The organism is Paucibacter sp. XJ19-41, assembly GCF_028462495.1.
Classification (GTDB): Bacteria; Pseudomonadota; Gammaproteobacteria; order Burkholderiales; family Burkholderiaceae_C; genus Roseateles_E.
Genome location: NZ_JAQOWX010000028.1, coordinates 30254 through 52513 on the forward strand (window position 1 = coordinate 30254; position 22260 = coordinate 52513).

The 22260-nt window shown below is 69.7% G+C and carries 20 protein-coding genes and 1 riboswitch; all 20 genes read right to left on the bottom strand.

The annotated features are described in order from the left end of the window. Positions 1-64 precede the first annotated feature (64 nt). The gene (gene cobT / locus PO768_RS09860; RefSeq protein WP_272645912.1) at positions 65-1105 is read right to left on the bottom strand and encodes a nicotinate-nucleotide--dimethylbenzimidazole phosphoribosyltransferase; all 1041 of its coding nucleotides are present in this window, start codon (positions 1103-1105) and stop codon (positions 65-67) included. Then, a complete protein-coding gene (locus tag PO768_RS09865) occupies positions 1093-1890 on the bottom strand; it encodes an ABC transporter substrate-binding protein (RefSeq protein ID WP_272645913.1) in 798 nt (265 codons plus the stop codon). Before PO768_RS09865 ends, cobT begins: the two co-directional genes overlap by 13 nt. Beyond that, entirely contained in the window at positions 1887-3338 is a 1452-nt protein-coding gene (locus tag PO768_RS09870) for a cobyric acid synthase (protein WP_272645914.1), read from the bottom strand. The genes PO768_RS09865 and PO768_RS09870 overlap by 4 nt, the downstream gene beginning before the upstream one ends. After that, positions 3335-4309, bottom strand: coding sequence for an aminotransferase class I/II-fold pyridoxal phosphate-dependent enzyme (locus PO768_RS09875; RefSeq protein WP_272645915.1), 975 nt, complete (start codon positions 4307-4309; stop codon positions 3335-3337). Before PO768_RS09875 ends, PO768_RS09870 begins: the two co-directional genes overlap by 4 nt. Beyond that, a complete protein-coding gene (gene cbiB, locus PO768_RS09880) occupies positions 4306-5244 on the bottom strand; it encodes an adenosylcobinamide-phosphate synthase CbiB (protein WP_272645916.1) in 939 nt (312 codons plus the stop codon). The genes PO768_RS09875 and cbiB overlap by 4 nt, the downstream gene beginning before the upstream one ends. After that, positions 5244-5813, bottom strand: a complete 570-nt coding sequence (cobO, locus tag PO768_RS09885) for a cob(I)yrinic acid a,c-diamide adenosyltransferase (protein ID WP_272645917.1) — start codon at positions 5811-5813, stop codon at positions 5244-5246. Before cobO ends, cbiB begins: the two co-directional genes overlap by 1 nt. Further along, positions 5803-6474, bottom strand: coding sequence for a 5,6-dimethylbenzimidazole synthase (gene bluB / locus PO768_RS09890; RefSeq protein WP_272645918.1), 672 nt, complete (start codon positions 6472-6474; stop codon positions 5803-5805). The genes cobO and bluB overlap by 11 nt, the downstream gene beginning before the upstream one ends. 4 nt (positions 6475-6478) lie before the next feature. Then, positions 6479-8572 carry a TonB-dependent receptor gene (locus PO768_RS09895; protein ID WP_272645919.1) on the bottom strand — a complete coding sequence of 698 codons (2094 nt, stop codon included), beginning with the start codon at positions 8570-8572 and terminating at the stop codon, positions 6479-6481. Then, on the bottom strand, positions 8569-12552 hold the full coding sequence (gene cobN / locus PO768_RS09900; protein ID WP_272645920.1) for a cobaltochelatase subunit CobN: 3984 nt from the start codon (positions 12550-12552) through the stop codon (positions 8569-8571). Before cobN ends, PO768_RS09895 begins: the two co-directional genes overlap by 4 nt. Next, positions 12549-12863 carry a DUF2149 domain-containing protein gene (locus PO768_RS09905; protein WP_272645921.1) on the bottom strand — a complete coding sequence of 105 codons (315 nt, stop codon included), beginning with the start codon at positions 12861-12863 and terminating at the stop codon, positions 12549-12551. Before PO768_RS09905 ends, cobN begins: the two co-directional genes overlap by 4 nt. Further along, positions 12860-13324, bottom strand: a complete 465-nt coding sequence (locus tag PO768_RS09910; protein WP_272645922.1) for a MotA/TolQ/ExbB proton channel family protein — start codon at positions 13322-13324, stop codon at positions 12860-12862. The genes PO768_RS09905 and PO768_RS09910 overlap by 4 nt, the downstream gene beginning before the upstream one ends. Further along, on the bottom strand, positions 13321-14616 hold the full coding sequence (locus tag PO768_RS09915) for a cobyrinate a,c-diamide synthase (protein WP_272645923.1): 1296 nt from the start codon (positions 14614-14616) through the stop codon (positions 13321-13323). Before PO768_RS09915 ends, PO768_RS09910 begins: the two co-directional genes overlap by 4 nt. A gap of 8 nt (positions 14617-14624) precedes the next feature. Continuing rightward, the gene (locus tag PO768_RS09920) at positions 14625-15392 is read right to left on the bottom strand and encodes an ABC transporter ATP-binding protein (protein ID WP_272645924.1); all 768 of its coding nucleotides are present in this window, start codon (positions 15390-15392) and stop codon (positions 14625-14627) included. Beyond that, the gene (locus tag PO768_RS09925) at positions 15389-16384 is read right to left on the bottom strand and encodes a FecCD family ABC transporter permease (RefSeq protein WP_272645925.1); all 996 of its coding nucleotides are present in this window, start codon (positions 16382-16384) and stop codon (positions 15389-15391) included. Before PO768_RS09925 ends, PO768_RS09920 begins: the two co-directional genes overlap by 4 nt. Next, complete coding sequence (locus PO768_RS09930; protein WP_272645926.1) at positions 16384-17295, bottom strand: ABC transporter substrate-binding protein; 912 nt, start codon at positions 17293-17295, stop codon at positions 16384-16386. Before PO768_RS09930 ends, PO768_RS09925 begins: the two co-directional genes overlap by 1 nt. Continuing rightward, the gene (gene cobU, locus PO768_RS09935) at positions 17292-17864 is read right to left on the bottom strand and encodes a bifunctional adenosylcobinamide kinase/adenosylcobinamide-phosphate guanylyltransferase (RefSeq protein WP_272645927.1); all 573 of its coding nucleotides are present in this window, start codon (positions 17862-17864) and stop codon (positions 17292-17294) included. Before cobU ends, PO768_RS09930 begins: the two co-directional genes overlap by 4 nt. 3 nt (positions 17865-17867) lie before the next feature. Beyond that, entirely contained in the window at positions 17868-19760 is a 1893-nt protein-coding gene (locus PO768_RS09940; protein ID WP_272645928.1) for a TonB-dependent receptor domain-containing protein, read from the bottom strand. A gap of 74 nt (positions 19761-19834) precedes the next feature. Continuing rightward, positions 19835-20072, bottom strand: a riboswitch (cobalamin riboswitch). A gap of 2 nt (positions 20073-20074) precedes the next feature. Then, positions 20075-20509, bottom strand: a complete 435-nt coding sequence (locus PO768_RS09945) for a hypothetical protein (protein ID WP_272645929.1) — start codon at positions 20507-20509, stop codon at positions 20075-20077. Further along, a complete protein-coding gene (gene pth / locus PO768_RS09950; RefSeq protein WP_272645930.1) occupies positions 20506-21141 on the bottom strand; it encodes an aminoacyl-tRNA hydrolase in 636 nt (211 codons plus the stop codon). Before pth ends, PO768_RS09945 begins: the two co-directional genes overlap by 4 nt. A 41-nt stretch (positions 21142-21182) precedes the next feature. Continuing rightward, a complete protein-coding gene (locus PO768_RS09955; protein ID WP_442953210.1) occupies positions 21183-22253 on the bottom strand; it encodes a TolC family protein in 1071 nt (356 codons plus the stop codon). Between the last annotated feature and the right edge of the window lie 7 nt (positions 22254-22260).

Here is a 22260-nt window from a genome sequence, read left to right on the forward strand (position 1 = left end):
CGGACCATTATTAGTTTTGTCGCCAGCCGGCTGTCCAGCTAAAAAGACAGAACAATCACCGGCTTCAGTGTTTTTTCTCGCTGACCCCGGCCGATTCGAAGCTGGCCATCTCGGCCAGGATGCGGCAGGCGGATTCCAGCAGCGGCCAGGCCAGCGCCGCGCCCGAGCCCTCGCCCAGGCGCAGGCCCAGGTCGACCAGCGGCTCGGCGCCCAGCGCTTGCAGCATCAGCCCATGGCCGGCCTCCTGCGAGGCATGGGCGAACACGCAGCGTTCCAGCACGGCCGGCTGCAGCTTTGCCGCCACCAGCACCGCCGCGCCGCAGATGAAGCCGTCGACGACGATCACGCGCCGCTCCAGCGCCGCCTGCAGCACCGCGCCCACCATCATCGCGATCTCGAAACCGCCGAAGGCCGCCAGCGCCGCCAGCGGCGTGGCCGCCTCGCCATGGCGCTGCAGCACCTGGCGCAGGATGTCGGTCTTGTGCTGCAGCTGTGCATCGTCAAGACCTGTCCCCCGGCCGGTGCAGTCGGCAATCGGCAGGCCTTGCAGCCGCGCCAGCAGCAGGGCCGCCGCCGAGCTGTTGCCTATGCCCATCTCGCCCAGCAGCAGCACATTGCCCGGCTGCTTGTGCAAGAGGTTCTTGCCGGCGGCAATCGCGGTGGCGCACTGGTCGGCGCTCATCGCCGGGCCGGCCAGCGCATCGGCCGTGCCGGGCGCGATCTTGGCGATGATCAGACCCTCGCGCGGTGCGAAGTCGTGGGCCACGCCGGCATCCACCACGCTCAGGGCCAGGCCGTGCTGGCGCGCCAGCACGCTGACCGCCGCGCCGCCGGCCAGGAAGTTCTCGACCATCTGCCAGCTGACATCGCTGGGATAGGCCGACACGCCGCGCGCCGCCAGGCCGTGGTCGCCGGCGAACACCATCAGCTGCGGCTCGCGCAGTTGCGGTGTCTCGCTGCCGAGGATCAGGCCCAGGCGCAGCATCAGCGTCTCCAGCCGGCCCAGGGCGCCCAGCGGCTTGGTCTTGATGTCGATGCGGCGCTGCAGGGCGGCGGCGAGGGCGGCGTCGTGCAGAGGGGCGATGGTGGGGATCAGGTCTTGCATGCGAGGGCCTCGGCGGTGGTCTGGATGGCGGCCTGCAGTTGGCGGGCGCCGCGTTCGATGGCGGCCGGTCCTGGGGCCAGGATGTCGGCGGACTTGATTTCGGCGAGCCGGGCATTCAGCGCGGCAAAGCCAGGGCGGGCCAGCACCTTGTCGGGCACGAAGCGCTTACCGCACCAGGAGCCGAGGATCAGCTGGGGCGTGGCGGCCAGCACCGTGTCGGCATCGACGATGCGTTGCCGCGCGAAACCGGCGCGCGAGCGTTCGGCGAACACGTCCACGCCGCCGGCCATAGCGATCAGCTCGCTGACCCAGCCGATGCCGCAGATCATGGGCTCGTCCCATTCCTCAAAATACACGCGCGGCCGGCAGGGCAAGGCGGCTGCAGTGGCTGCGATCTCGTCCTGGCAGGACTGCAACTGGCGGTTCAGCGCCAGCGCCTGCTGAGGGCGGCCAACCAGCTCGCCCAGGCGCAGCACCATGGCATGGATGCCGGCAATGCTGCGCTGGTCGAACCACAGTGTGGCCAGTCCGGCGCGCTCGCATTCATCGAGCAGCGGGCGCTGCAGGTCCGAGAAGCCGATCACCAGATCCGGCTGTACCGCCAGCAGGCGTTCGACCTTCATGCTGGAAAAGCCGCTGATCTTGGGCTTCTCGGCGCGCGCCTCGGGCGGGTGCACGGTGTAGCCGGAGATGCCGGCCACATGGTCCTGGGCGCCGAGGCGGTACAGCACCTCCACGGCCTCGGTGGACAGGCAGGCGATGCGCTGTGGGATCGGGTCGCTCATCGGATCAGCGCCATCAGCCGGCCCGGCTCGAAATGCGTGTCGATGTAGTCGGCCAGCCCGTCGAACACGCTGTCCAGTGTTGGCAGGCCCAGACCGAACAGCGCGGCCATCACGGCCGGCTGTTCGAACAGGCCGTGGGCATAGCAGCCCAGCACCGATCCCTGCTGCCAGCCGATCGCTTCGCCGGTGTCGCTGCGCACCGCCACGCGCGCCGTCGGCAGCGAGGGATGCTGGGCCGTGCGGCCGTGGTGGATCTCGTAGCCCTGGGCTTGGACGCCGCTCAGGGTCTGCCAAGTCCCGTCGAGTTCTGCCTCGAATCGCAGCTCGGCCGGGCGCAGCAGCTTTTCGCGCTCGAACTGCGTCACCAAGGGCAGCAGGCCCAGTCCCGGTGCATTGCCGTCCAGGCCGTGCGGATCCAGCAAAGCTTCGCCCAGCATCTGCAGGCCGCCGCAGATGCCCAGCACTGGCTTGTTCGCGGCAGCATGGCGGGCGACCACTTCATCGATCTTTTGGGCGCGCAACCAGGCCAGATCGGCGGCCACGGCCTTGGAGCCCGGCAGGATGATCCAGTCGGCACCGGCCAGCTCGGCCGGCGTGCGGGCCCAGACCAGGCGCACGCCGGGCAGGCTGCGCAGCGGCTGGAACTCGTCGAGATTGGACAGCCGCGGGTAGGCGAGGATGGCGATGTTCAAACCCGACCCCGATGGGCGCTCGTCATACACACCGTCCTCCTCGGGCAGGCCGTGGCCGCGCCACATCGGTAGTACCGCGACGGTGGGCACGCCGGTCAGCGCCTGCAGCTGCTCAGGCCCCGGCGCCAGCAGCGCGGCATCGCCGCGGAAGCGGTTCAGCACAAAGCCCTTGATCAGCGCGCGCTCGTGGGCCGGCAGCAGCTGATGGGTGCCGTACAGGTGGGCAAAGGCGCCGCCGCGGTCGATGTCGGTCACCAGCAGGCAGGCGGCTCTGGCCTCCAGCGCGGTGCGCATATTGACGTAGTCGCTGCTGTGCAGATTGATCTCGGCCGGCGAGCCCGCGCCCTCGATCACGACCACATCGTTCTCGGCCAGCAATTCGTGCAGCGCCGCCCGTGCCGTGGGCCAGATCTTCTCGCTGCGGCCGCGCCAGGGCATCGCGCCCAGCTCGGCGCTGACCTCGCCCATCAGCACCACCTGGCTGCGTGTGTCGGCCTCGGGCTTCAAAAGCACTGGGTTCATCCGCACCTCGGGCGTGCGGCGCGCGGCCAGCGCCTGGAAATACTGGGCGCTGCCGATCTCGCCCATGCGCCCGTTCAGGCCGGGCACGACCCGCGCGTTGTTGCTCATGTTCTGCGCCTTGTAGGGCGCCACCTTGAGCCCCTGGCGGGCATACCAGCGGCACAAGGCCGTGGCCAGCCAGCTCTTGCCGGCGCCACTGGTCGTGCCCAGAACCATCACAGCCTTGGCCGTCATTGCGCGATCACTTTCTTCAATGCCAGCTGCGATTGTGGCGGCAGGGTCGCGACGCGCACCCAGCCCGGCAGGCCGAAGGAGCTGGCGTCGCGCAGCTTGATGCCATGGGCGCGCAGGTCCTCGTGGTCCAGCGGCACGGCCGGCCGGGCCAGCCAGAAGGGTGTGCAGCTCTCGCGTTGCTGCCAGCCCAGGGACGCCAGCATCTCGCGCTGCTGCACGCTCCAGCGCCGCAGCTGGGCGCGCGAGTCGGCCAGCCAGGCCTGGATCTCGGGGCGGTGCAGCTGCATCAGCAAGACCTGGCCCTCAGCAGACAGCACCCAACTGGCCGCCAACTGCTGCACGCGATGGCTGAAGGCATAGTCCTCGGCGGCGATCAGATAGGCGGCGCGCACGCCAGTGTGGCCCAGCGCCTTGTTGGGGCAGTGCAAAGTCCAGCAGTTCGACGGCAGCGCCGGCGCCGTGCCGGCCAGGCGCAGCGGCTCATAAGCGCGGTCCAGCACGGTCAGCGCGGCGCGCGCGGCGACGGCCGCGATCTGCGCGCTGGCCAGGCTCTCGCCGGTCGGGTTGCAGGGCTCGCAGATCCAGACCATGGCCTCGCTGCCGAGCTCTTGCAGGAGCTGCGTGACATCCGCATAGGAGCGCACGCGCAGGCCCAGTGCCTGGGCCGCCGCCGCATAGTCGCCGAAGCCGGGCGAGGGCACCCAGACCTCGCGCAGCCCCTGCAGCAGCGCGGCCAGGCTCAGCCGGCGTATTGCCTCGGCGCCGCCGGAGGCTGGCAGGATGCGTTCGGGCGATACACCATGGGCGCGGCCCAGCTGCTCGCGCAGCGCCAGGTAGTGCGGGTCCGGGTAGCGGCACCGGTCGGCCGCTTGCAAGGCCGCGCTCAGCGATGCCGGCACCGGCAGCGGGTTCGCATTGGTCGAGAAGTCGTGCAGCAGGGGCGGGCCGCTGTCACTGCCACCGTGGGTCATGTCGGCAACCTCAGGCTCAGGGCCGCGAAGGCCAGCAGCAGCGCACAGCCCAGCATCGCGCGCCGGGCCAGGCCGGCCGCACGCCGCAGATCGGCGCCCTGCGGCGCGGCGCCGCCCTCGTTGAGGCTGTAGACGCCCGGCTTGGCCAGGCGCAGATTCAAGCGCAGCGCCATCGCCGCCATCGGCCAGCCGCTATTGGGCGAAGGCGTGCGCGGCGCCTCGCCAGCCAGACGCAGCAACAGCGCCGGGCGCAGGCCCATCAGCGCCAGCGCGGTGATGCGGGCCGGGATCCAGCTCAACACATCGTCGGCGCGCGCGGCCCACTTGCCCGACCACTCACGGTGATCGCGATAGCCCCACATCGCATCGGCGGTGTTGGCGAAACGATAGACCGCAGCGCCAGGGAGGCCCGCGATCACGAACCAGAACAGCGGCGCAACGACCGAGTCGTTGAGGTTCTCGGCCAGGGTCTCGATCGCGGCCTCGCGCACCTCGGCCGCATCGAGCGCGGCGGTGTCGCGGCTGACCAGGCGCGAGAGTTGGGCCCGCCCGGTCTGCAGCGATTCGACCAGCGCGCGCTCCACCGCCAGGACCTCGTCGACCAGCATGGCCCAGGCCAGCAGCGGCTTTAGCAGCAGGCCCAGCCCCAGTGCGCTGCCCAGCAGGGCCGGCCAGGAGGTCCAGGGCTGCAGCCCCTGCAACAGCGCGATCTCCAGCCCCAACGCCAGCGCCGCGACGAGCAGCGCGCCCAGCAGCCAGACCAGCGCACCGCCGGTAAAGGCTTGGGCCGGTGGCATCGCGGCCAGCCGCGTGCCGAAGGCATTGAGATAGCGGCCGATGCCCACCACGGGATGCGCCCAGGCCGGTGGCTCGCCGAGCAGACGGTCCACTAGCAGCGCGATCCCCATCGCCAAGGGCAGCAGCAGCGAGATCATCAATCTTCGATGCCGCGCTGGGCCGGCACGCCGGCCTTGAAGTGATGCTTGACCATGGCCATCTCCGTGACCGTGTCGGCCAGGTCAATCAGCTCCTGCGGCGCGCCGCGGCCGGTCAGTACCACATGCACATGGGCCGGCCGCTCGCGCAAGCACTGCAGCACCGGCTCCAGCGCGACCCAGCCATAACGCAGCGGATACATGATCTCGTCGAGCACGACCAGAAAGGTCTCGCCGGCGCGTATCGTCGCCTCGGCTTGCGCCCAGCCATCGCTGGCCAGCTCGGCGCTGTGGTCCAGATCCTTGCTCTTCCACGAGAAGCCGTCGCCCAGGCCGATGATGGGCACGCCCAGCTGCTCGAACACCCGGTGCTCACCGAAGCGGGCGCTGGGCACCTTCATGAACTGGTAGATCTTGACCGTCTTGCCGCGGCCATGCGCGCGCAGCGCCAGGCCGAAGGCGGCCGTGCTCTTGCCCTTGCCGGGGCCGGTGTGGACGAGGATCAGGCCGCGGCGCTCGCCCGTGGGAATGATGCGTTCGCGGTCGACCGGGGGCTTCTCAATTTCCATCTTTTTGCTCACTCCAAGAGTCGTTCATCAGCAACTCGTCCAGCGGCCGGCGCTGGCGCCAGTCTTCGAGCTCCAGCATCGGCGCCTCGTAAAAGCTGTCGACCGGTCCCAGGCTCAAGAGGCCCAGCGGCTGCGCGCCCTCGGGCAGGCGCAGCAGCGCGGCCAGCTGGCGCGGCTCGAACATCGAGACCCAGCCCAGGCCCAGGTTTTCGGCGCGGGCGGCCAGCCAGAGGTTCTGCACCGCGCAGCCCAGCGAGGCGATGGCCATCTCGCGCGGCATGCTGCGCCGGCCGAAGACGGTGCCGTCATCTGGCGGCAGCACGATGGCCAGCAGCTCGGCACAGTCGCGCAGGCCCTCGACCTTCAGGCGCAGGAACTCGTCGCTGCGCGCACCCAACGCAGCCGCCGTGGCCTGGCGCTCGGCCTCGACCACGCTGACGATCTGTGCGCGCAAACCTTCGGCGCTGATGCGCAGCAGCCGCCAGGGCTGCATCAACCCGACCGACGGCGCCTGGTGCATGGCTTCCAGCAGGCGCTGCAGCTGATCCTCCGGCAGCACCTGACCCGGCTTGAAATGTCGGGTGTCGCGGCGCAGCGCGATGGCGCGGTAGACCGCGTTGCGCTCGGTCTCGTCAAACGGGTGCTGGGCGTCGGCGCTCATGGGTTCAGAAGCTGCCGCGCAGGCTGAGGCGCAGCGCGCGCGGCTCCATCGGGTGCACCAGGCGGCCGTTGATGCCCTCGCCACCGTCACCGCAGCCCGGCCCCTCGGCCCGGGTGCAGGCGGCACCCCAGTACTCGATGTCATTGGACTTGGTGTCGAACAGGTTCAGCACATCCAGCCCCAGCTGCCAGTGCTCGCTGAGCTGGTAGCCCAGGCGCCAGTTGGCGGTGAACACCGCGCGTGACTTGCGCGAGCCGGTCTCCTCCAGCGCATAGGCGCCCAGATAGCGCAGTTTCAGCCCGCTGGACCAGGGGCCGCCGGGCTGCCAGTTCAGCGACATCGAGGCCGACACCGGCACCGCGTTCGGCACCTCGCGGCCGCTGCCGAACTCGTTCTCCACCGACTGCACAAAGCGTGCGCGCGACCAGGCGATGTCGGCGTCGATCAGCCAGTCGCGGCCGATCTGCACATCGTTGGACCATTCCAGGCCGAGGCGGCGCGAGGCGCCGCGCGCCTCGGTGACGCCGGCGTCGCCGACGAAGACCAGCTCGGAGGCCAGATTGGCCTGCCACAGCGCCAGGCTGCTGGTCCATTGGGGGGCGAGCTTGGTGCGCAGGCCCAGCTCGGTGCTGGTGGTGCGCGCCAGCAGCGGCAGGCGCTCGTTGGCGCTGCCGTCGGCCGGGTTGATGGTGGTGGTGGCGCCGCGCACATCGTTGGAGCGGAAGGCGCGGGCCCAATGGGCATAGAGCTCGGTGTCGGCGCTGGCACGCGCGATCAGGCCCAGCTTGGGGCTGAATTGGGACTGAGTTGCGCGGCCGCCGTTGTCGATATTGAACTCGCCACCCGTGGGCGTGACGCGCGCGCGCAGCGTGTCCCAGCGCAGGCCGGCCACGCTGCGCAGGCGCTCGCCCCAGCGGCTCTCCAGCTGCGCGAAGGCGCCGAGGCTGCTCTGCTTGACGCGGTCCTCGCGCACCGTGTTGACGCGCTGGCGCTCCACCGTCTGGTACAGGCCGACACCGGCGATGCGGTCATGGCGCCATTGCAGGCCCCAGCTCAGCGCTTGGTCGGCCGGCAACCAGTTCGCCGGCAATTGCTGGCGGATGTCGCCGCCATAGACACGGCGATGGTCCTGCTGCTCCATCTGGTCGCCCTCGGGCCCGCTGATGAAGCCGGAGAAATTGGAGAACAGGTTCAGCCGGTAGTCGATGGCCCACAGGTGCCCGCGCCACTGGCCGCTATCGCCCTGCTTGTAGGCCCAGCCGGCGCTGAGGCTGCGGCGGTGGGTGTGGCCGCCGTCGCCAGCTTGCAGCGCGCCATACCTTCCAATTTCGGGGCCGTTCTCGCCGCCGATGATCGCGCGCTCGGGCACATGGTCGGTGGCCAGCCAGTCCGCGCTGTAGCTCAGCGCATTGAGATTGATGCCGTTGTGCTCATCGCCCCGGCTCAGGCGCAGCACCAGATTGCGGCGGCTGATGTCCTCGGGCTGTTCCCAGGGGCCGTCGTAGCGCGAACCCTCGGCGGCGCCCAGCAGGGTCCAGTCGCCGCCGATCTTCGTCGAGCCGGCGGCCAGCCCGCGCCGGTAGCCATGCGGGCCGGCACTCAGCAGCGCATAGGGGCGCTCGACCGCGTTCATATAGCCGATGCGGGCGGCGCCGGTGGTGGCGAAATCGCCGTCCTCGGCATCGAAGGCGCCCTTGCGGTAGCGCAGGCTGTCGACCAGCTCTGGGATCAAAAAGTTCAGGTCCATATAGCCCTGGCCATGGCCATGGCTGGGCATATTGACCGGCATGCCCAGCACGAAGCCGGCGAAATCGCTGCCATGGTCCAGATTGAAGCCGCGCAGGAAATACTGGTTGGCCTTGCCGTCGCCGCTGTGCTGCGTCACGGTCATTCCGGGCATGGCCTCCAGCAGCTCGGCCGGCCGCAAGAGCGGGCGCAGCGCCAGGCGCTCGACGCCCAGTTCGCCCTCGGAGGCGCTGCCGGCGGCGCCCAAGGCGGCGCGGCCGTGCACCTGCACGGTGTCGAGCTGCTGGGTGGCCTGCTGGGCATGGGCTGCGGTGGCCAGCATGGCGGCCAGGGCAATGGCTGTCTGTTTCATAAGGCGGAGCGAGCGGGGAAGTGAGTATTGGATCGGCGCGCCTGCCAGACCGCGCCCAGACTCATCAGCAGCGCCATCGTGACCCAGGCCAGGGCCTGCGAGAGCTGGTTCTGCAGCTGGGGCGGGGCCAGGTCTTGCTGTTGCGGCGGCTGTTGTTCGAGCAGCAGGCCACGCGTGCTGGGTGGTGGTGCGGCCTCGGCAGGAGCCGGCGCGGCGGGCGGTGCGGCACCTTGGGACACCGGCGTGTGCAGCTGGTCGGCCGCCCATTGCCGCACCGCCGCCAGCTCCTGGTGCAAGCTGGCCTCGCGGCTCAGGCTCTGGTAGCTGGCGGCCAGTTGCTCGCGGGTCGCGGCATCGGGCTTCCAGTAGCCCAGGCGCTGGGCCTGGATCAGGCGTTCCAGCGCCTGCGCATAAGCCTGCTTGTTCTGCTTCAGCCACTCGGGCAGACCGAGCTGCTGCTTGTCGCGCACCAGGGTGTCGTACAGGCTCTGCCAATGATCGGGCCGCACGGTGCCCGGCGCGATGGCCTGCCAGCCAAAGGTGTATTGCACGGCTTTGAGCACCTGCAAGGTGCCGGCCCAGCCCTCGGCCTGCTGGGCCTTCAGCCAGCCAGGGTGCAGATAGCGCGACTGCATTTCCATCGCCAGACTGCTGGCCGCGCTCTCGGTGTGCAGCTCACTGGCGTCCTGCAGCTGGCTGACATGCAGGCTCAAACCCTCCTTGCGACCGGCCGCCTTGGCGGCGGCAGACAGGCCGCCGAGGTATTGGAAGGGGTCGTCCGAGCTCAGCATCGCATACAGATGCGAACTGCGCGACATCAGCGCCGCATCGGTCTGTTTCAGATGCGCACCGAGGGCTTGCGCGGCGACGGCCGGCCGGCTCAGGCGCAGCGGCTCGCCGTTGACATAGGGCTGGCTCATGCGCTGCAGAAAGAGCTGGCCCAGCCGTGCGTCGTCGGCTTTCAGACCGTTGTCCTGGGCGGCTTCCGAGATGCCGGTGCCGTAGTCGCCGCTGGCATTCCCGAACACCCGCGCCTGGGCCAGGGCCTGGGCCTCGGTCTTGCTCAGGCCCTGGCGGCGCAGCTCGGCAGCCACGGTGGCGGTGTTGCGCGCGACGACGTTGCCGGGCTCGGCGGCCGCAGCGGCCGCGACTGCCTGGTCCAGCAGATTCATCAGTGCCGGGAACTGGTCGCGGTAGGAGCCGGTGATGCTCAAGAGCACATCGACCCGCGGCCTGCCTTTCAACTCAGACAAGGGCAGCAGCTTGACGCCGGTGGGCCGGCCGCTGTCGTCCCAGATGGGTTGCACGCCCAAAGCGGCCAGGGCCTGCGACTCCATCAGGCCCTGATGCCTCAGCGTCTCGCCTGCCCATAGCGACAGCGCCAGACGCTGCGGCGGCTTGCCCGCCTTGGCTTGTTCCTCGTACCACTGCGCGAACAGGCGCTGCGCTACTTCATAGGCCTGCTTGGTCGGCAGCCGGCTCGGGTCCAGGCCGGTCAGGTTGCGGCCGGTGGGCAGGCTGTCGGGGTTGCGCAGCGGGTCGCCACCATAGGCCGCAGGCAGGAAGCGACCCCGCAGCGCGGCCAGCAGGCCCGGCAGCTCGCCCTCGGTGGCCAGGCGCCGCTCGAGCTCCTGGGCTCGTTCGGCCAGCGCCAGCAAGGCGGGCGTGTCGATGGGCTTGCGCGCGGCGCGGTTCGGGACGTAGCCCTCGGGCTCCGGTGGGCGCAGGTCCAGGATGCTGGCGGCCTGCGCGTCCTTCAGTGCGACATGGAGCCAGCGTCCCGGCCGCGATGTCGCGATGCCCTCGTGGCTGATCAGAAAGGCCTCGTCGATGTCCTCGCCCAGCGCTTCGATCAGCGGCTGGCGCAGCATCTGCAGAATCGTCGTGTGGCGGGCGTTCTCGTCCGGCACCTGGCCGAACACCGCCAGGCCCTTGGGCTGGGAGCTTTGCGCCAGCCGGTCCAGCCAGGGATGCAGCAGCTCCAGGAACCCGCTGAAATCTTCGGCGATCTGCTGGGCGGTCCAGCCCAGGTCGCGGTGCAGCTGGTGCTCGACAAAGGCGCTGACCATCTGGCGCTCCAGCGCCTGCCGCGTCGGGCCGGCATCCACGGTCTCCCACTCGTGCATCAGCTCGTGCATATGTGCCATGCGGGCATTGAAGCCGGCCGGCGCGAAGCTGGGCGTGCGGTGGCTGACCATCAGCGCACGGCCGCGGCGCTTGGCCGTCAGGCCCTCGCCGAGGTTGTCGACGATATAGGGGTAGATCACCGGCACATCGCCCAGCGGCAGCAAGGCCTCGTCATGGATGTCCAGCGCGCGCAGCTTGCCGGGCGCCCATTCCTGCGTACCGTGGGTGCCGAAGTGGATCAAGGCGTCCGCCTGACGAGCCCATAGGTAGGTGGCCAGGTAGTGATGCGAGATCGGCGTCTTGTTCTTGTGCATGAAGGGGTCCTGGCCCCGTCTCAGCGTCTCCTCGCGTGGCGGCTGCGGCAGCACGCTCAAGCTCCCGCGCTGCAGGCGCGGAATCACGAAGACCGGGCGGCCTTCGTGGCCGACGATGTAGCGGCTGCGTGCCGGCTCGCCCCACTGGCTGTTGATGCGCTGCTGCAGCGCCGCCGGCAAGGTTTTGAACCAGGCCTCGTAGTCGGCCAGCGGCAGCGCGGCTGCCTGGTCGCGCGCCAGCAGGGCCTGCAGATCGGCACTGGGATAGTAGGCCGCGATCAGGGGCTTGAGCTGCGTGATCCACTCGGCCTCGGGCAGCGGCGGCACGCCGTAGCCGGCCTCGCGCAGGCCTCTGGAGACGCGCTCCAGGCTGCGCGGCACATTCAGGAAACTGGCGCCGAAATGATCGCCGCCCGGCGGGTAGTTGTAGACGAAGGCGACCAGGCGCTTGCTCGAAGCGGGCTTGGTCTGCAGCGCGATCAAACGCCTGGCCTTGGCGATCACCGCCTCGGCCTGGCGCGCGATCAGCTGGGGCTCTTTGCCCTTGTTCGCATGGGCGACCACCATCAACGGGTCGATCGCGCCGGCGCCCTCTGGCTGGGCGAAGTAAAAGGGCAGATCGCTCATGGCGAGGCCGGTCTCGCTGGCTTCCCAGTCGGCCGTGCCGCCGCTGCGGTAGGGCAGGGTCTGCAGCAGCGGCGCGCCCCAGCGGTCGAACAGCGGCTGCAGGCCGCCGGCCTGGGGCAGCAGCGCGTGGTTGACGATCACCGACGCATGCAGCTTTCCGCCCGGCAGTTCCATCAGCGGCGCCAGCGAGTCACCGGCCAGGTGGGAACTGAAGACCGCATAGGCCAGCAGGCCCTGGCGGTCGAAGCGGCGCAGCCAGTCGTCGACCCAGGCGGTGGCGCCCTGTACAAAGTGGTAGCGGTGCAGCAGTAGCGCGACGGCCGGGCGTTTGTCGCCTTGGGCCTCGGCCCAGCGTGCCAGGTCTTGCGCGTTCGCGAACAGGCCTGGCGCGCCCGGGAGATAAAGGCCGCGCTGCGGCAGCAGGGTCGGTGCCGGCAGATCGGGCGCACGCTGGCCGGCCAGCTGAGCCTTGACCAGGGCGAAAGCGTGGCGAGTGTTGGCGATACCGCCGGCCTGCAGATAGGCGCGCAGCGAGCGCTCGCCGGCCGCAGGCTCGCCGGCCGTGATCCAGACCGGCGTGGCGATGGCCTCTTGCTTCAGCGCTGGGCCTAGCATGGCTTGCAGCTTGGCCTCGACGCTGGCATGGGGCGCGTCGATCCAGACCAACTGGGCCTGGCTCAGCGCCTGTGCCAGTTCGCGCGCCTGCGCGGAGTCCAGCGCCGTGCTGCGCAGCGGGTAGTCCAGCGCCTTGACGGTGAAGCCGGCGGCCGCTGCTTCACGCTCAATCAGGGCGCTGCGCGCGGCCGGCGTCACGTCCAGCGTGATCCACAGCAGCTGGCCCGGCTTAGCGCCGGCGGCCCAGGCGGGCGCCAGCAGCAGGGTTAGCATCAAGACCAGGCAGGCCCGGATCACGGCTTGTCACCCTCGGGCACATAGATGATGTTGCCGTCCTTGAGCTTGTAGGCCACGCCGGCTCGCACGCCCTGGCCCTCGCTGCTGCCGCCATTGCCTTTGTAGCGGATCTCCTTGCCGTTCTCGCGCACGACGATTTCCATATCCGGCTCACCGGGTTTCTTGATGATGGTGACGTTCTTGTTTGCGTCCTGCTGCAGCGCGACCGCAGTCAGCAGCGCGACGACCAGCACCAAGAACACATCGACCAGATTGACGGCCGACAACATCGGGTCGTCGTCCTCCTCGCCGAGGATGGAGAGGTGTTTCATGCCAGGCCTCTCGAAGTGCGGATGGCGACAAGCTCACTCATCAGCCAACGACGTCGTACCGAGTACGCGACCAGGCCGACGGCCGCCGCCGCCAGCGCCAGTACGACGCCGGCGAAAGCGCCGCTGAACACCGCCAGCGCCTGCTGACCCTGGCCGGCGGCCACGCTCTGCAGCGCCGGGCCCAGCGGCACCATCGTCGCTATCAGGCCCAAGAGCGGGCTGACGCGGCCCAGCAGGCGCAGCGGCTCCAGCTGGCGCACCACCTGCAGCTCGATCTCTTCCAGCGGCTTGTCGGCGTGGGCGTGCAGGGTCCGGTAGTTCGGTGAGCGCCAGCGCTGCGCGGCCTCCATCAGCGTGGCGCCAACCACCCACAGCGCGTAGATGAAACCGAGGCCGACGAGCACGAGAACCGGCCACAGCAGGGCCTGGGCGATCTGGGCAAAACCTTGTTCGAGCATCATGAGGAGAAGAAGGCGGCGATGGCCTCGGGGTTGGAGGGGAAGTAGTGGTGGACGTAGCTGGCGCGCAGGCTGCCCTGCGCATAGAGCGCTTCGGTGGCCTTGCCGGCGTTCGGGTTGCTGGCATGTGCGATCGGCACCAGCGGCGTGTTGAGGGTGGAGTAGTGGAAGGTGTGGCCCCGCAGCTCACCCTCGGGCCACTCGATCTTCTGCATCCCCAGCGCGGCCAGGCGCTTTTGCATCTGCGCACGGCCCGGCATCAGTCCGGCCATTGGGTGGTCTAGGCCCTCGGCGTCCGTCAAGAGCTCGGCCAGCGCCAGCATGCCGCCGCATTCGGCCAGCAGCGGTTTGCCGGCCGCTAGATGAGTGGCCAGATCGGCGAAGAAGCTCGCATGGGCGCCCAATGCCGGTGCATGCAGCTCGGGATAGCCGCCGGGGAGCCACAGCGCATCGCAGGGTGGCAAGGCCTGACCCTCGATGGGCGCGAAAGTCAGGATCTCGGCGCCCAGCGCGCGCAGGCAGTCGAGATTGGCCGGGTAGATGAAGGAGAAGGCGGCGTCCTGGGCCACCGCGATGCGCCGTCCTTTAAGCAGCGGCGGCGCCGACCCGATCTCGGGCTCGGGCTCGAAATCGAAGCGCACCGGCCGGAACTCGAAGTCGGCCGAGGCCTCGCCCCAAGCCTTGGCCCAGCTGTCCAGCTGCGCGTCGAGCTCGGGCAATTCGAGTGCTTGCACCAGGCCCAGATGCCGCTCGGGCAGGGCCAGGTCTTGCCTGCGCTGCAGCGCCGCGACCAGGGGCAGGTCCTCGGGCAGACCCTCGGCCACCATGCGGGCATGGGCCGGGCTGCCGACCCGGTTCGCGACCACGCCGCACAGGCGGATGTCGCGGCGGAAGGTCTGCAGCCCCACGGCCAGCGCAGCAAAGGTCTGGGCCATCGCCGAGGCGTCGATCACCGCCAGGACCGGCAGGCCAAAGGCGGCGGCCAGGTCGGCGCTGCTGGGCGCGCCGTCGAACAGCCCCATCACGCCCTCGACCAGGATCAGGTCGGACTCTGCTGCGGCCTGGGCCAACAGGCCCTGGCAGTGCGCGAGCCCGCCCATGAAGAGGTCCAGCTGATAGACCGGGTGGCCGCTGGCGCGCTCCAGCACCATGGGGTCCAGATAGTCCGGGCCGGTTTTAAAAACACGGACGCGCTTGCCAGCATTTCGGGCATGGCGCGCGATCGCGGCGGTGACGCTGGTCTTGCCCGATCCGGAGGACGGGGCACTGATCATCAGGGCGGGGCAGCTGTTCATCATTCTTCTCATGCGTTCAAGGCCAGCCAGCGGTCCTGCACCTGCAGTATCAGCAGGCGCTGCTGAAAGACCTGCTGCAGCGCGGCGTGGGTGGCGGCGGCCTCGGGCGGGCCCTGGTGGACGATGCGGCCGGCGTCCATCACGACGACGCTGTCGGCCTGCAGCGCGATATTGAGTTCATGCAGGACCGAGACCACGGTCACGCCCTCGGCGACGAGCCCGCGTACGATCTGCACCCAGTCGCTCTGGTGCGGCGGGTCCAGATGGGCCAGCGGCTCATCCATCAGCAAGGCCTGCGCCCGCACGGCCAGCGCACGCGCCAGCAGCACCCGCTGGCGCTCACCGCCGGAGAGCTGGCCCAGCGGACGGGCGCGCCAGTCCCAGCTCTGGGTCATGCGCATCGCCTGCTCGACGGCCGCGTGGTCGGCGCTGCTGGCCGGCGCCAGCCAGGGCTGGTGCGGCAATCGGCCCAGCATCACGACGTCCAGCGCGCTGAGCTCGTCGGCGCTGGCCTCGTTCTGGCCCAGCCAGGCGACCTGGCGGGCGCGTTCGCGTGCCGGCCAGCTGTGCCAGGGCTGGCCTCGCAGCTGCAGCGCGCCGTCGAAGGGCAGCAGGCCGGTCAGCGCGCGCAGCATGGTCGACTTGCCGGCGCCATTGGGGCCGACCACCGCCGTCCAGGCGCGCGCCTGCGGCGCAAATTGCAGCGGCTGCAAGATGGTGCTGCCGCCGAGCTTCAGCGAGCGCAGATCCAGGCTCAGCAAGGACGCAGCGCTCATGACCGCCTCCCCAAGCCTGAGGAACGCCGGTGCATCAGGTACAGCAGGTAGCTGCCGCCCAGCAGCGCGGTGATGATGCCCACCGGCAGCTCCTGCGGCGCAATCACCCAGCGCGCGCCGATATCGGCCGCCAGCAGCAGCATGCCGCCGGCCAGCGGGCTGAGCAGCAGGAGGCTGCGATGCGTGACCGGCCCCCAGCTGCGCACCAGATGGGGGGCGACCAGACCAACAAAGGCGATCAGCCCGCATTGTGCAACGGCCGCCGCCGTGGCCAGGGCCAGCACCGCGATCAGCAGCACCCGCACCAGGGCCAGACGCACGCCCAGCGAATGCGCGGTGGCCTCGCCCAGGCTCAGCGCGTCCAGGCTGCGGCTGCAGCCCAGGGCCACCAGCAGGCAGGCCAGCAGGGTCGCGGCCATGATCATCACGGCACTCCAGCCAACAAAGCCGGTGCTGCCCAGCATGAAGGCCTGCATGGCCCGCATGATGTCGGGGTTCATCAGGGTCAGCAGGGCCGAGCCCGAGCCCAGCACCACGCCGACGACAACGCCGGCCAGCAGCAGTCTCAGCGTCTGCTCGACGCCGCGCGCCAGCAGCAGGGTCAGCAGCACTGCGCCCACCGCGCCAACAAAGGCTGCGCCCGTCATGCCCACCCGCAGCGCGAGCGCGGTGGCGGCCGGCGAGAAGCCGACCATGAAGAGCAGCACGGCCACGCCCAGCGAGGCGCCGGCCGAGCAGCCCAAGAGATAGGGGTCGGCCAGCGGATTGCGGAACAGGCCCTGCGCCACCGCGCCGGCCAGCGCCAGCAGCGCTCCGGCCAGCCAGGCACCCAGCGAGCGGGGCGCGCGGATGTCCCAGAGGATTTGCTGCATCACCGGGTCCTTGTCGACCCAGGGGCTCCAGCCGGTGCTGCCTATGGCCAGGCCCAGCGCCAGCAGCGCGGCGCTGCCGAGCAGCAGCATCAAGAGCCACAGGCCATGGCGAGCGCTCATCAGCGCATCCCTCCCGGGGGCGCATTGAAGGGCACGGTGGGCAGGGCCACCGGGCCGACGGCGGCCTCGCGCAGGCAGCGGGCCATCAGCGCGGCGGCCTCGTCCATGCGCGGGCCTGGGCGCACCAGCACATCAGATTCGGCCGGCACCCAGACGCAGATCTTCTTGTTTCTGACCGCCTGGATCGCACCCCAGCCGGGGCGCTGTGGCAGGCCCGACGCACTGCGCTGGCCCACCATGATGACCTGCGGGTCGGCGCGCACGACGAACTCGGGATTTAGCTTGGGGAAGGGCCCCAGCTCGGCCGGCACGATATTGCGGCCGTGCAGCCGGCTCAGGATCTCGCCCATGAAGGAGGCTGTGCCGGCCGCATAGGGCGCAGAGTCGACCTCGTAATAGATGCGCAGGCCGCGCGCAGCTGGCGGCAGGCTGGCCGCGCTGTGGGTGATGGCGCCGTCGATGCGGTTCCAGATTCGGCGCGCGTCGTCAGGCTTGCCCAAGAGCTGCGCGATCTTGTCCAGCACCCGTCGCACATCGCCCAGACTCTTTGTCTCCAGCGCGATGACCTTGATGCCCAGCGCCTCCAGCCGGTCCATCAGGCGCGAGGACATGCCCAGCAGCACGACATCGGGCTTCAGTGCCACCAGGGCCTCGATGCTGGTGTCGTCCAGCCCGCCCAGCTTGGGCAGGGCGCGGGCGGTGGCCGGGTAGTTGGAGAAGCGGTCGGTGCCGACCAGGCGGGCGCAGTCGCCCAGCTCGCAGACCGTCTCGGTCAGCGAGGGCAGCAGGCTGACGATGCGCCTGGGCACCTCGGTCAGCGTGACGGTTTGGCCGCGGTCGTCCTTGACGGTGATCGCTGCCTGGGCCAGCCCCGCCAGCACCATCAGCATGCTTGCCAACAGACGTTTCATAGCCTTCCTTCTTCTTTCTCCACCGCTCGGGTCCAGGCCTGGCCGGCCACCATCAGGGTCAGGTCTTGACAGCGCCGGGCCACGGCCTGGTTCAGACGGCCCAGTTCGTCGACATAAAAGCGCGCCGCACTCGACATCGGCGACACACCCCAGCCCACCTCGTTGGAGACGAATAGCACCGGCGAAGGCAGCGTCGGCAGCAGGTCCAGCAGGCGCTGGCGTTCGAGCTGCCAGCCGGCCAGGTCGGGCTGGTCGTCCATAGGCATCAACCAGTTGGTCAGCCACAAGGTCAGGCAGTCGACCAGGATCAGCCGCCCGGGGGCGGCGATTGAGGCGAGCCCCTGAGCCATTGCCAGCGGTGCTTCTATCGTGTCGAAGCCCGCCGGTCGGTCTTGTTGATGGCGCGCGATGCGCGCGCTCATTTCGGTGTCAAAAGCCAGCGCCGTGGCCAGCACCGTGACCTTGTGGCCGGGCACGGCCGCCAGCCAGGCCTGCGCCAGCCTTTCGGCATGGCGCGACTTGCCGCTGCGCTGGCCGCCGACGATCAGGTGGTGCTGGGCGGCGCTCATGGCTTAGAGCTCCGGGGTGTAGCGCAGACCGACGAAGAACTGGAAAGGCGCATTGGCATAGCCGCGCGCGGTCTCGTACTTGCGATCGAAGGCGTTGTCCAGCTTGAGCTGCAGGCGCAGCTGCTGATTCAGGCTGTACTGCGCATCCAGGTCCAGCGTGGCATAACCGCCCAGCTGGATACCGGTGTTTAGGTTGTCGGTGCGCTTGCCGCTGGCCAGGATTTGGGCGCCCAGGGCCCAGCCGGCCACGTCGGTCTCTGCGCGCAAGCTGCCATGGGTTTTGGCGCGGCGGGCCAGCACCTTGCCGTAGTTCTTGTGGCCTGCCAGCTCTGTGACGTCCTTGGGCGATTGCAGGTCCAGAGATCCGGACAGACGCACCACGCCGAAACTCGTGTTGCCCTTCAGGCTCAGGCCTTGCAGGCGGGCCTGGCCGACGTTTTCGTAGCAGCCGAACCCGTCCCGGCAGGGACCGGGTGCGCCGAAAATGATCAAGTCATCGACCAGGTTGCGGTAGGCCGTCAGGCTGGCGCCATGGACGCCTTGTGTGAAGTGCAGGCCGATCTCGGCGTTCTTGCCCTTCTCGGGCTCCAGATTGGGTTTGCCATACTGGCTGAAGCGCTGGTAGAGAGAGGGGGCTTTGAAGGCCGTGCCGTAGGAGCTGAGCAGGCGCCATTGCGGGCTCAGCTGGTAGCCGGCAGCGAGCGTGCCGGTGTTGGCGCTGCCGAACTCGCTGTCGCGGTCATGGCGCGCATGGGCTTGCAGCGACAGCGGGCCGGCGGACCAGAGATAGCCCAGCCCCACGGCATCTTGGTGGCGGTCGGCCTTGCCGCCGGCCACACTGGTGTTCAGCAGCTTGTCCTCGCGGCGCTCGAGCGAGCCGTTGAGCTGGCCGCCTCCCATCTTGAGGCCGGCGCTGAGCGCGATGGAGCGGGTGCGGGTTTCGGTCTTGTAGACGCTGGGCTTGGTTTCGTAGTTGTCGGTGGATTCGCCGATGCTCAAGCTGGTGTCCAGCGCCGTGCTCCACTGCGCGGTCCAGGCGGCGCGCAGCGCGCGGGCGGCGTTGATATTGCGGTCGTCGACCTTGGGCTTGGCCGTGGCGTCGTACTGGCTGTTGATATGGCTGTCGATGCCGATCAGGTCGACGCGGTGAGCCTTGTTCAGCTGCGCGCCCAGGCGCAGGCTGGCGCTGCGGCTGCGGTAGCCGTCGATATCGGGGCTGTAGCCTGGATCGCCGATCACCGGTCGGGTGTTGAAGCCATCGCTGCGCTCGCTGGCGACGGAGAGCGCGTAGTCGAAAATGCCGTTCAGGCCGCTGATGCTGGCGTCCAGCTTTGCCAGGCCGTTGTTGCCGCCGCCCACACCCAGCTCCAGCAGCGGTGCGCCCTCGCCCTTGCGGGTGAAAATCTGCACCACGCCACCGATGGCATCGGAGCCGTAGATCGCGCTTGCGGCGCCACGCACGATCTCGATGCGCTCGATCTGCGCCAGGGGCAGCGACTGCCAGGATGCGCCGTCGGTGCGCTGCGAGTCGTAAGGCACACCGTCGATCAAGACCTTGGTGTGGCGGGTTTCGGCGCCGCGCACGAACAGGCTGGTGTTGGCACCGGGGTTGCCGTTGCGGACCATCTCGAAACAGGCCTGGCTGCGCAGCAGATCGGCCAGGCCGCCAAAGGCCTGGCGCTCGATGTCGGCGCGGGTGATCACGGTGGCATCGGCCAACACCTGGCTCAGCGCCTGCGGGCTGCGGGTGGCGGTCACGAAGACCGGGTCGAGACCCTTGCGGCCGGCGGACTGGGCGTGGGCCTCGGGCAGGGCCGCCAGCAGCGCCAGGGCAAAGGGAGTCATGCGCAGCAGTGCGCTCGTCGCGCGTGCGGGACGCCGAACAGAAGTATTCATTTATGGACCAACAACAGTACATCCAGGACGCCAGCTTCCCCGCGGGTCCTGTGGAACGACGGCCCGGCCAACGCCGGGACATCACTTGTTGGCCGGTATCCGGGCTGGTGGATGCAAGCTCTGAGTCCTTCCCAGCGCCTCAAGCGCCAGTGGAGCGAGTACAGAACCGGAAGCCGCGCTAGGCGACTTCGTCCACTTACCGTTGCGGGGACAGCTCAGGTTAGGTTTACCTCGGCGAGGCGCGCCCTTCTGATTCCCGTTTAACTGCGCAGCCATGACGGCTGCACGAGCACCAACGCCGTGGATTCTAGCGGCTAGCGTGGTGCCGAGGCGGCGCTGCTCTTGGGCCGCTTGGGTTTCTTGGTCTTGGGCTTCTTGGTCGACGGCGGTTTGTCGCCCTCCGCCTTGCTCAGCACCGGCTCGGGCCGAGCCAGGCCATCGATGCCGACAGGCCCACCCTTGGGATGGCTGGCCTCGAAACGCTGGCGCTCACGCTCGAGCTCGCGGGCCCGCTTGGCATCGGCGCGCTGGCGCTGCAGGGCCTCGCGCTGCGCGGCCGAGGCCGGCTGCTCGTATTCGACGGCCCGGTGGGTGCCGGCCTTGCCGTCGGGGCAGGGCGAGTCGCGCAGATCGCGGCCCTCGGGCCCGCAGCGATAGACGCCGGTGCTGCGGGTTTCGGTCTGTGCCGGCACGCCGCTGACCACGGCCATCAAGGCGATGGTGCAGCAGGTGAGCGGCAGGGCGTTCATGATGATGCAGGCGCGGTGGGTGGCGTGTCCGGTTTGGGTGGCTTGGGCCTGGGCGGCTTGGCATGTATCTTCATCATGGCCCGCTCCAGTTCGCCTTTCAACATCAGATCGACGGATTCCAGCGACTTGGTGATGCAGTCCTCGATGGCCTGGCGTTCGGCCAGCGGCGGCTTGCGCAAGACATAGCCGGCCACCTCGGCCTTGACGCCGGGATGGCCGATGCCCAGCCGCAGCCGCCAGAAATTGGCCGAGCCCAGGCAGGCCTGCATGTCCTTGAGCCCGTTGTGGCCGCCGTTGCCGCCGCCTTGCTTGAACTTCATCTGGCCGGGCTCGATATCGAGCTCGTCATGGATGGCCAGGATCTCCTCGGGCGCGATCTTGAAGAAGCGCGCCAGCGCGGCCACCGATTTGCCGCTGAGGTTCATATAGGTCATCGGCTCCAGCAGCCAGATCGGCCCGGCCGCGCCAGGCGCGTTATTGATGCGCGCCACCAGGCCGTGATAGTTGCGGTCCACCGCCAGCGTGCCGCCGAGCTTGCGGGCCAGGTCATTGACCCACCAGAAGCCGGCGTTGTGGCGGGTGTCCTCGTATTCGGGGCCTGGGTTGCCGAGGCCAACAAAGAGTCGAATCATGGGCGGGATTATCCCTGCCCATGACCCGAGCCCGGCCGCGCTCAGCCGCCCCAGCCGCCGGCCAGCGCCTTGTAGACGCCCACCAGCGAGGTGGCGGCCGCCGTCTGCGACTGGGCCAGCCGGTCGCGCGCCGACAGCAGCTCGCGCTCGGCATCGAGCACCGCGAGGAAGTCGCTGACGCCGACACCGAAACGCTCGCGCGCGATCAGCGCCGCGCGCTCGGCGGCGCGGGCCGCGTCGAACAGGTGCTGCGCCTGCTGCTGGCTGCGGCTGTAGCCGGCCAGCGCACCCTCGGTCTCCTCCAGCGCACCGAGCACGGTGCGCTCGTAGCTCAGCAGCGCCACCTCGCTGCGCGCATCGGCGGCGGCGATCTGGGCCTTGATGCGGCCGAAGTCCAGCAGGTTCCAGACCAGCTGGGCGCCGAGGTTGTAGGCGTAGGAGGCGCCGTCGCCCAGATCGCCCAGGCGCGAGGCGTTCTGGCCCAGCGTGCCGCCCAAGGTGATGCGCGGGAACAGATCGCTGCGGGCCACGCCGGCGCGGGCCGCTGCGGCTGCGGCCTGAGCTTCGGCGGCCTGCACGTCGGGGCGGCGGCGCAGCAGGTCCTGCGGCGCGCCGATGCCGCCCAGCGCCACCGTCTTCAGGCCCGGCAGCGGCTTCACCTCGCTCAACTCCTGATCCAGCGCGGTGGGCGGCTGGCCGCTCAGCACGGCCAGGCGGTAGCGGCTGCGCAGCAGGGCGGTTTCCAGCGCCGGCACGCTGGCGGCGGTGGACTGCAGCAGCGCGCGGGCGCGCTCGCTGTCCAGCGCCGTGCCGCGTCCGGCGTCCTGGCGGGCCAGCACCAGNTAGCGGCTGCGCAGCAGGGCGGTTTCCAGCGCCGGCACGCTGGCGGCGGTGGACTGCAGCAGCGCGCGGGCGCGCTCGCTGTCCAGCGCCGTGCCGCGTCCGGCGTCCTGGCGGGCCAGCACCAGCTTCAGCGCGGCCTCCTGGGTTTCCAGCGAGGCACGGGCCACACGCAGCTGCTCCTGCAGGCCGCGCAGCTCGAAGTAGTTGCGCGCCACCTCGGCGGCCAGGCTCAGCTGGGCCGCACGCAGCCCGGCCTCGCCGGCCAGCACGCCGGCC

Coding starts and splice junctions, on each gene's coding strand:
- cobT (WP_272645912.1), bottom strand. CDS start 1,105: ATGCAAGACCTGATCCCCACCATCGCCCCTCTGCACGACGCCGCCCTC.
- PO768_RS09865 (WP_272645913.1), bottom strand. CDS start 1,890: ATGAGCGACCCGATCCCACAGCGCATCGCCTGCCTGTCCACCGAGGCC.
- PO768_RS09870 (WP_272645914.1), bottom strand. CDS start 3,338: ATGACGGCCAAGGCTGTGATGGTTCTGGGCACGACCAGTGGCGCCGGC.
- PO768_RS09875 (WP_272645915.1), bottom strand. CDS start 4,309: ATGACCCACGGTGGCAGTGACAGCGGCCCGCCCCTGCTGCACGACTTC.
- cbiB (WP_272645916.1), bottom strand. CDS start 5,244: ATGATCTCGCTGCTGCTGCCCTTGGCGATGGGGATCGCGCTGCTAGTG.
- cobO (WP_272645917.1), bottom strand. CDS start 5,813: ATGGAAATTGAGAAGCCCCCGGTCGACCGCGAACGCATCATTCCCACG.
- bluB (WP_272645918.1), bottom strand. CDS start 6,474: ATGAGCGCCGACGCCCAGCACCCGTTTGACGAGACCGAGCGCAACGCG.
- PO768_RS09895 (WP_272645919.1), bottom strand. CDS start 8,572: ATGAAACAGACAGCCATTGCCCTGGCCGCCATGCTGGCCACCGCAGCC.
- PO768_RS09905 (WP_272645921.1), bottom strand. CDS start 12,863: ATGAAACACCTCTCCATCCTCGGCGAGGAGGACGACGACCCGATGTTG.
- PO768_RS09910 (WP_272645922.1), bottom strand. CDS start 13,324: ATGATGCTCGAACAAGGTTTTGCCCAGATCGCCCAGGCCCTGCTGTGG.
- PO768_RS09915 (WP_272645923.1), bottom strand. CDS start 14,616: ATGAACAGCTGCCCCGCCCTGATGATCAGTGCCCCGTCCTCCGGATCG.
- PO768_RS09920 (WP_272645924.1), bottom strand. CDS start 15,392: ATGAGCGCTGCGTCCTTGCTGAGCCTGGATCTGCGCTCGCTGAAGCTC.
- PO768_RS09925 (WP_272645925.1), bottom strand. CDS start 16,384: ATGAGCGCTCGCCATGGCCTGTGGCTCTTGATGCTGCTGCTCGGCAGC.
- PO768_RS09930 (WP_272645926.1), bottom strand. CDS start 17,295: ATGAAACGTCTGTTGGCAAGCATGCTGATGGTGCTGGCGGGGCTGGCC.
- cobU (WP_272645927.1), bottom strand. CDS start 17,864: ATGAGCGCCGCCCAGCACCACCTGATCGTCGGCGGCCAGCGCAGCGGC.
- PO768_RS09940 (WP_272645928.1), bottom strand. CDS start 19,760: ATGAATACTTCTGTTCGGCGTCCCGCACGCGCGACGAGCGCACTGCTG.
- PO768_RS09945 (WP_272645929.1), bottom strand. CDS start 20,509: ATGAACGCCCTGCCGCTCACCTGCTGCACCATCGCCTTGATGGCCGTG.
- pth (WP_272645930.1), bottom strand. CDS start 21,141: ATGATTCGACTCTTTGTTGGCCTCGGCAACCCAGGCCCCGAATACGAG.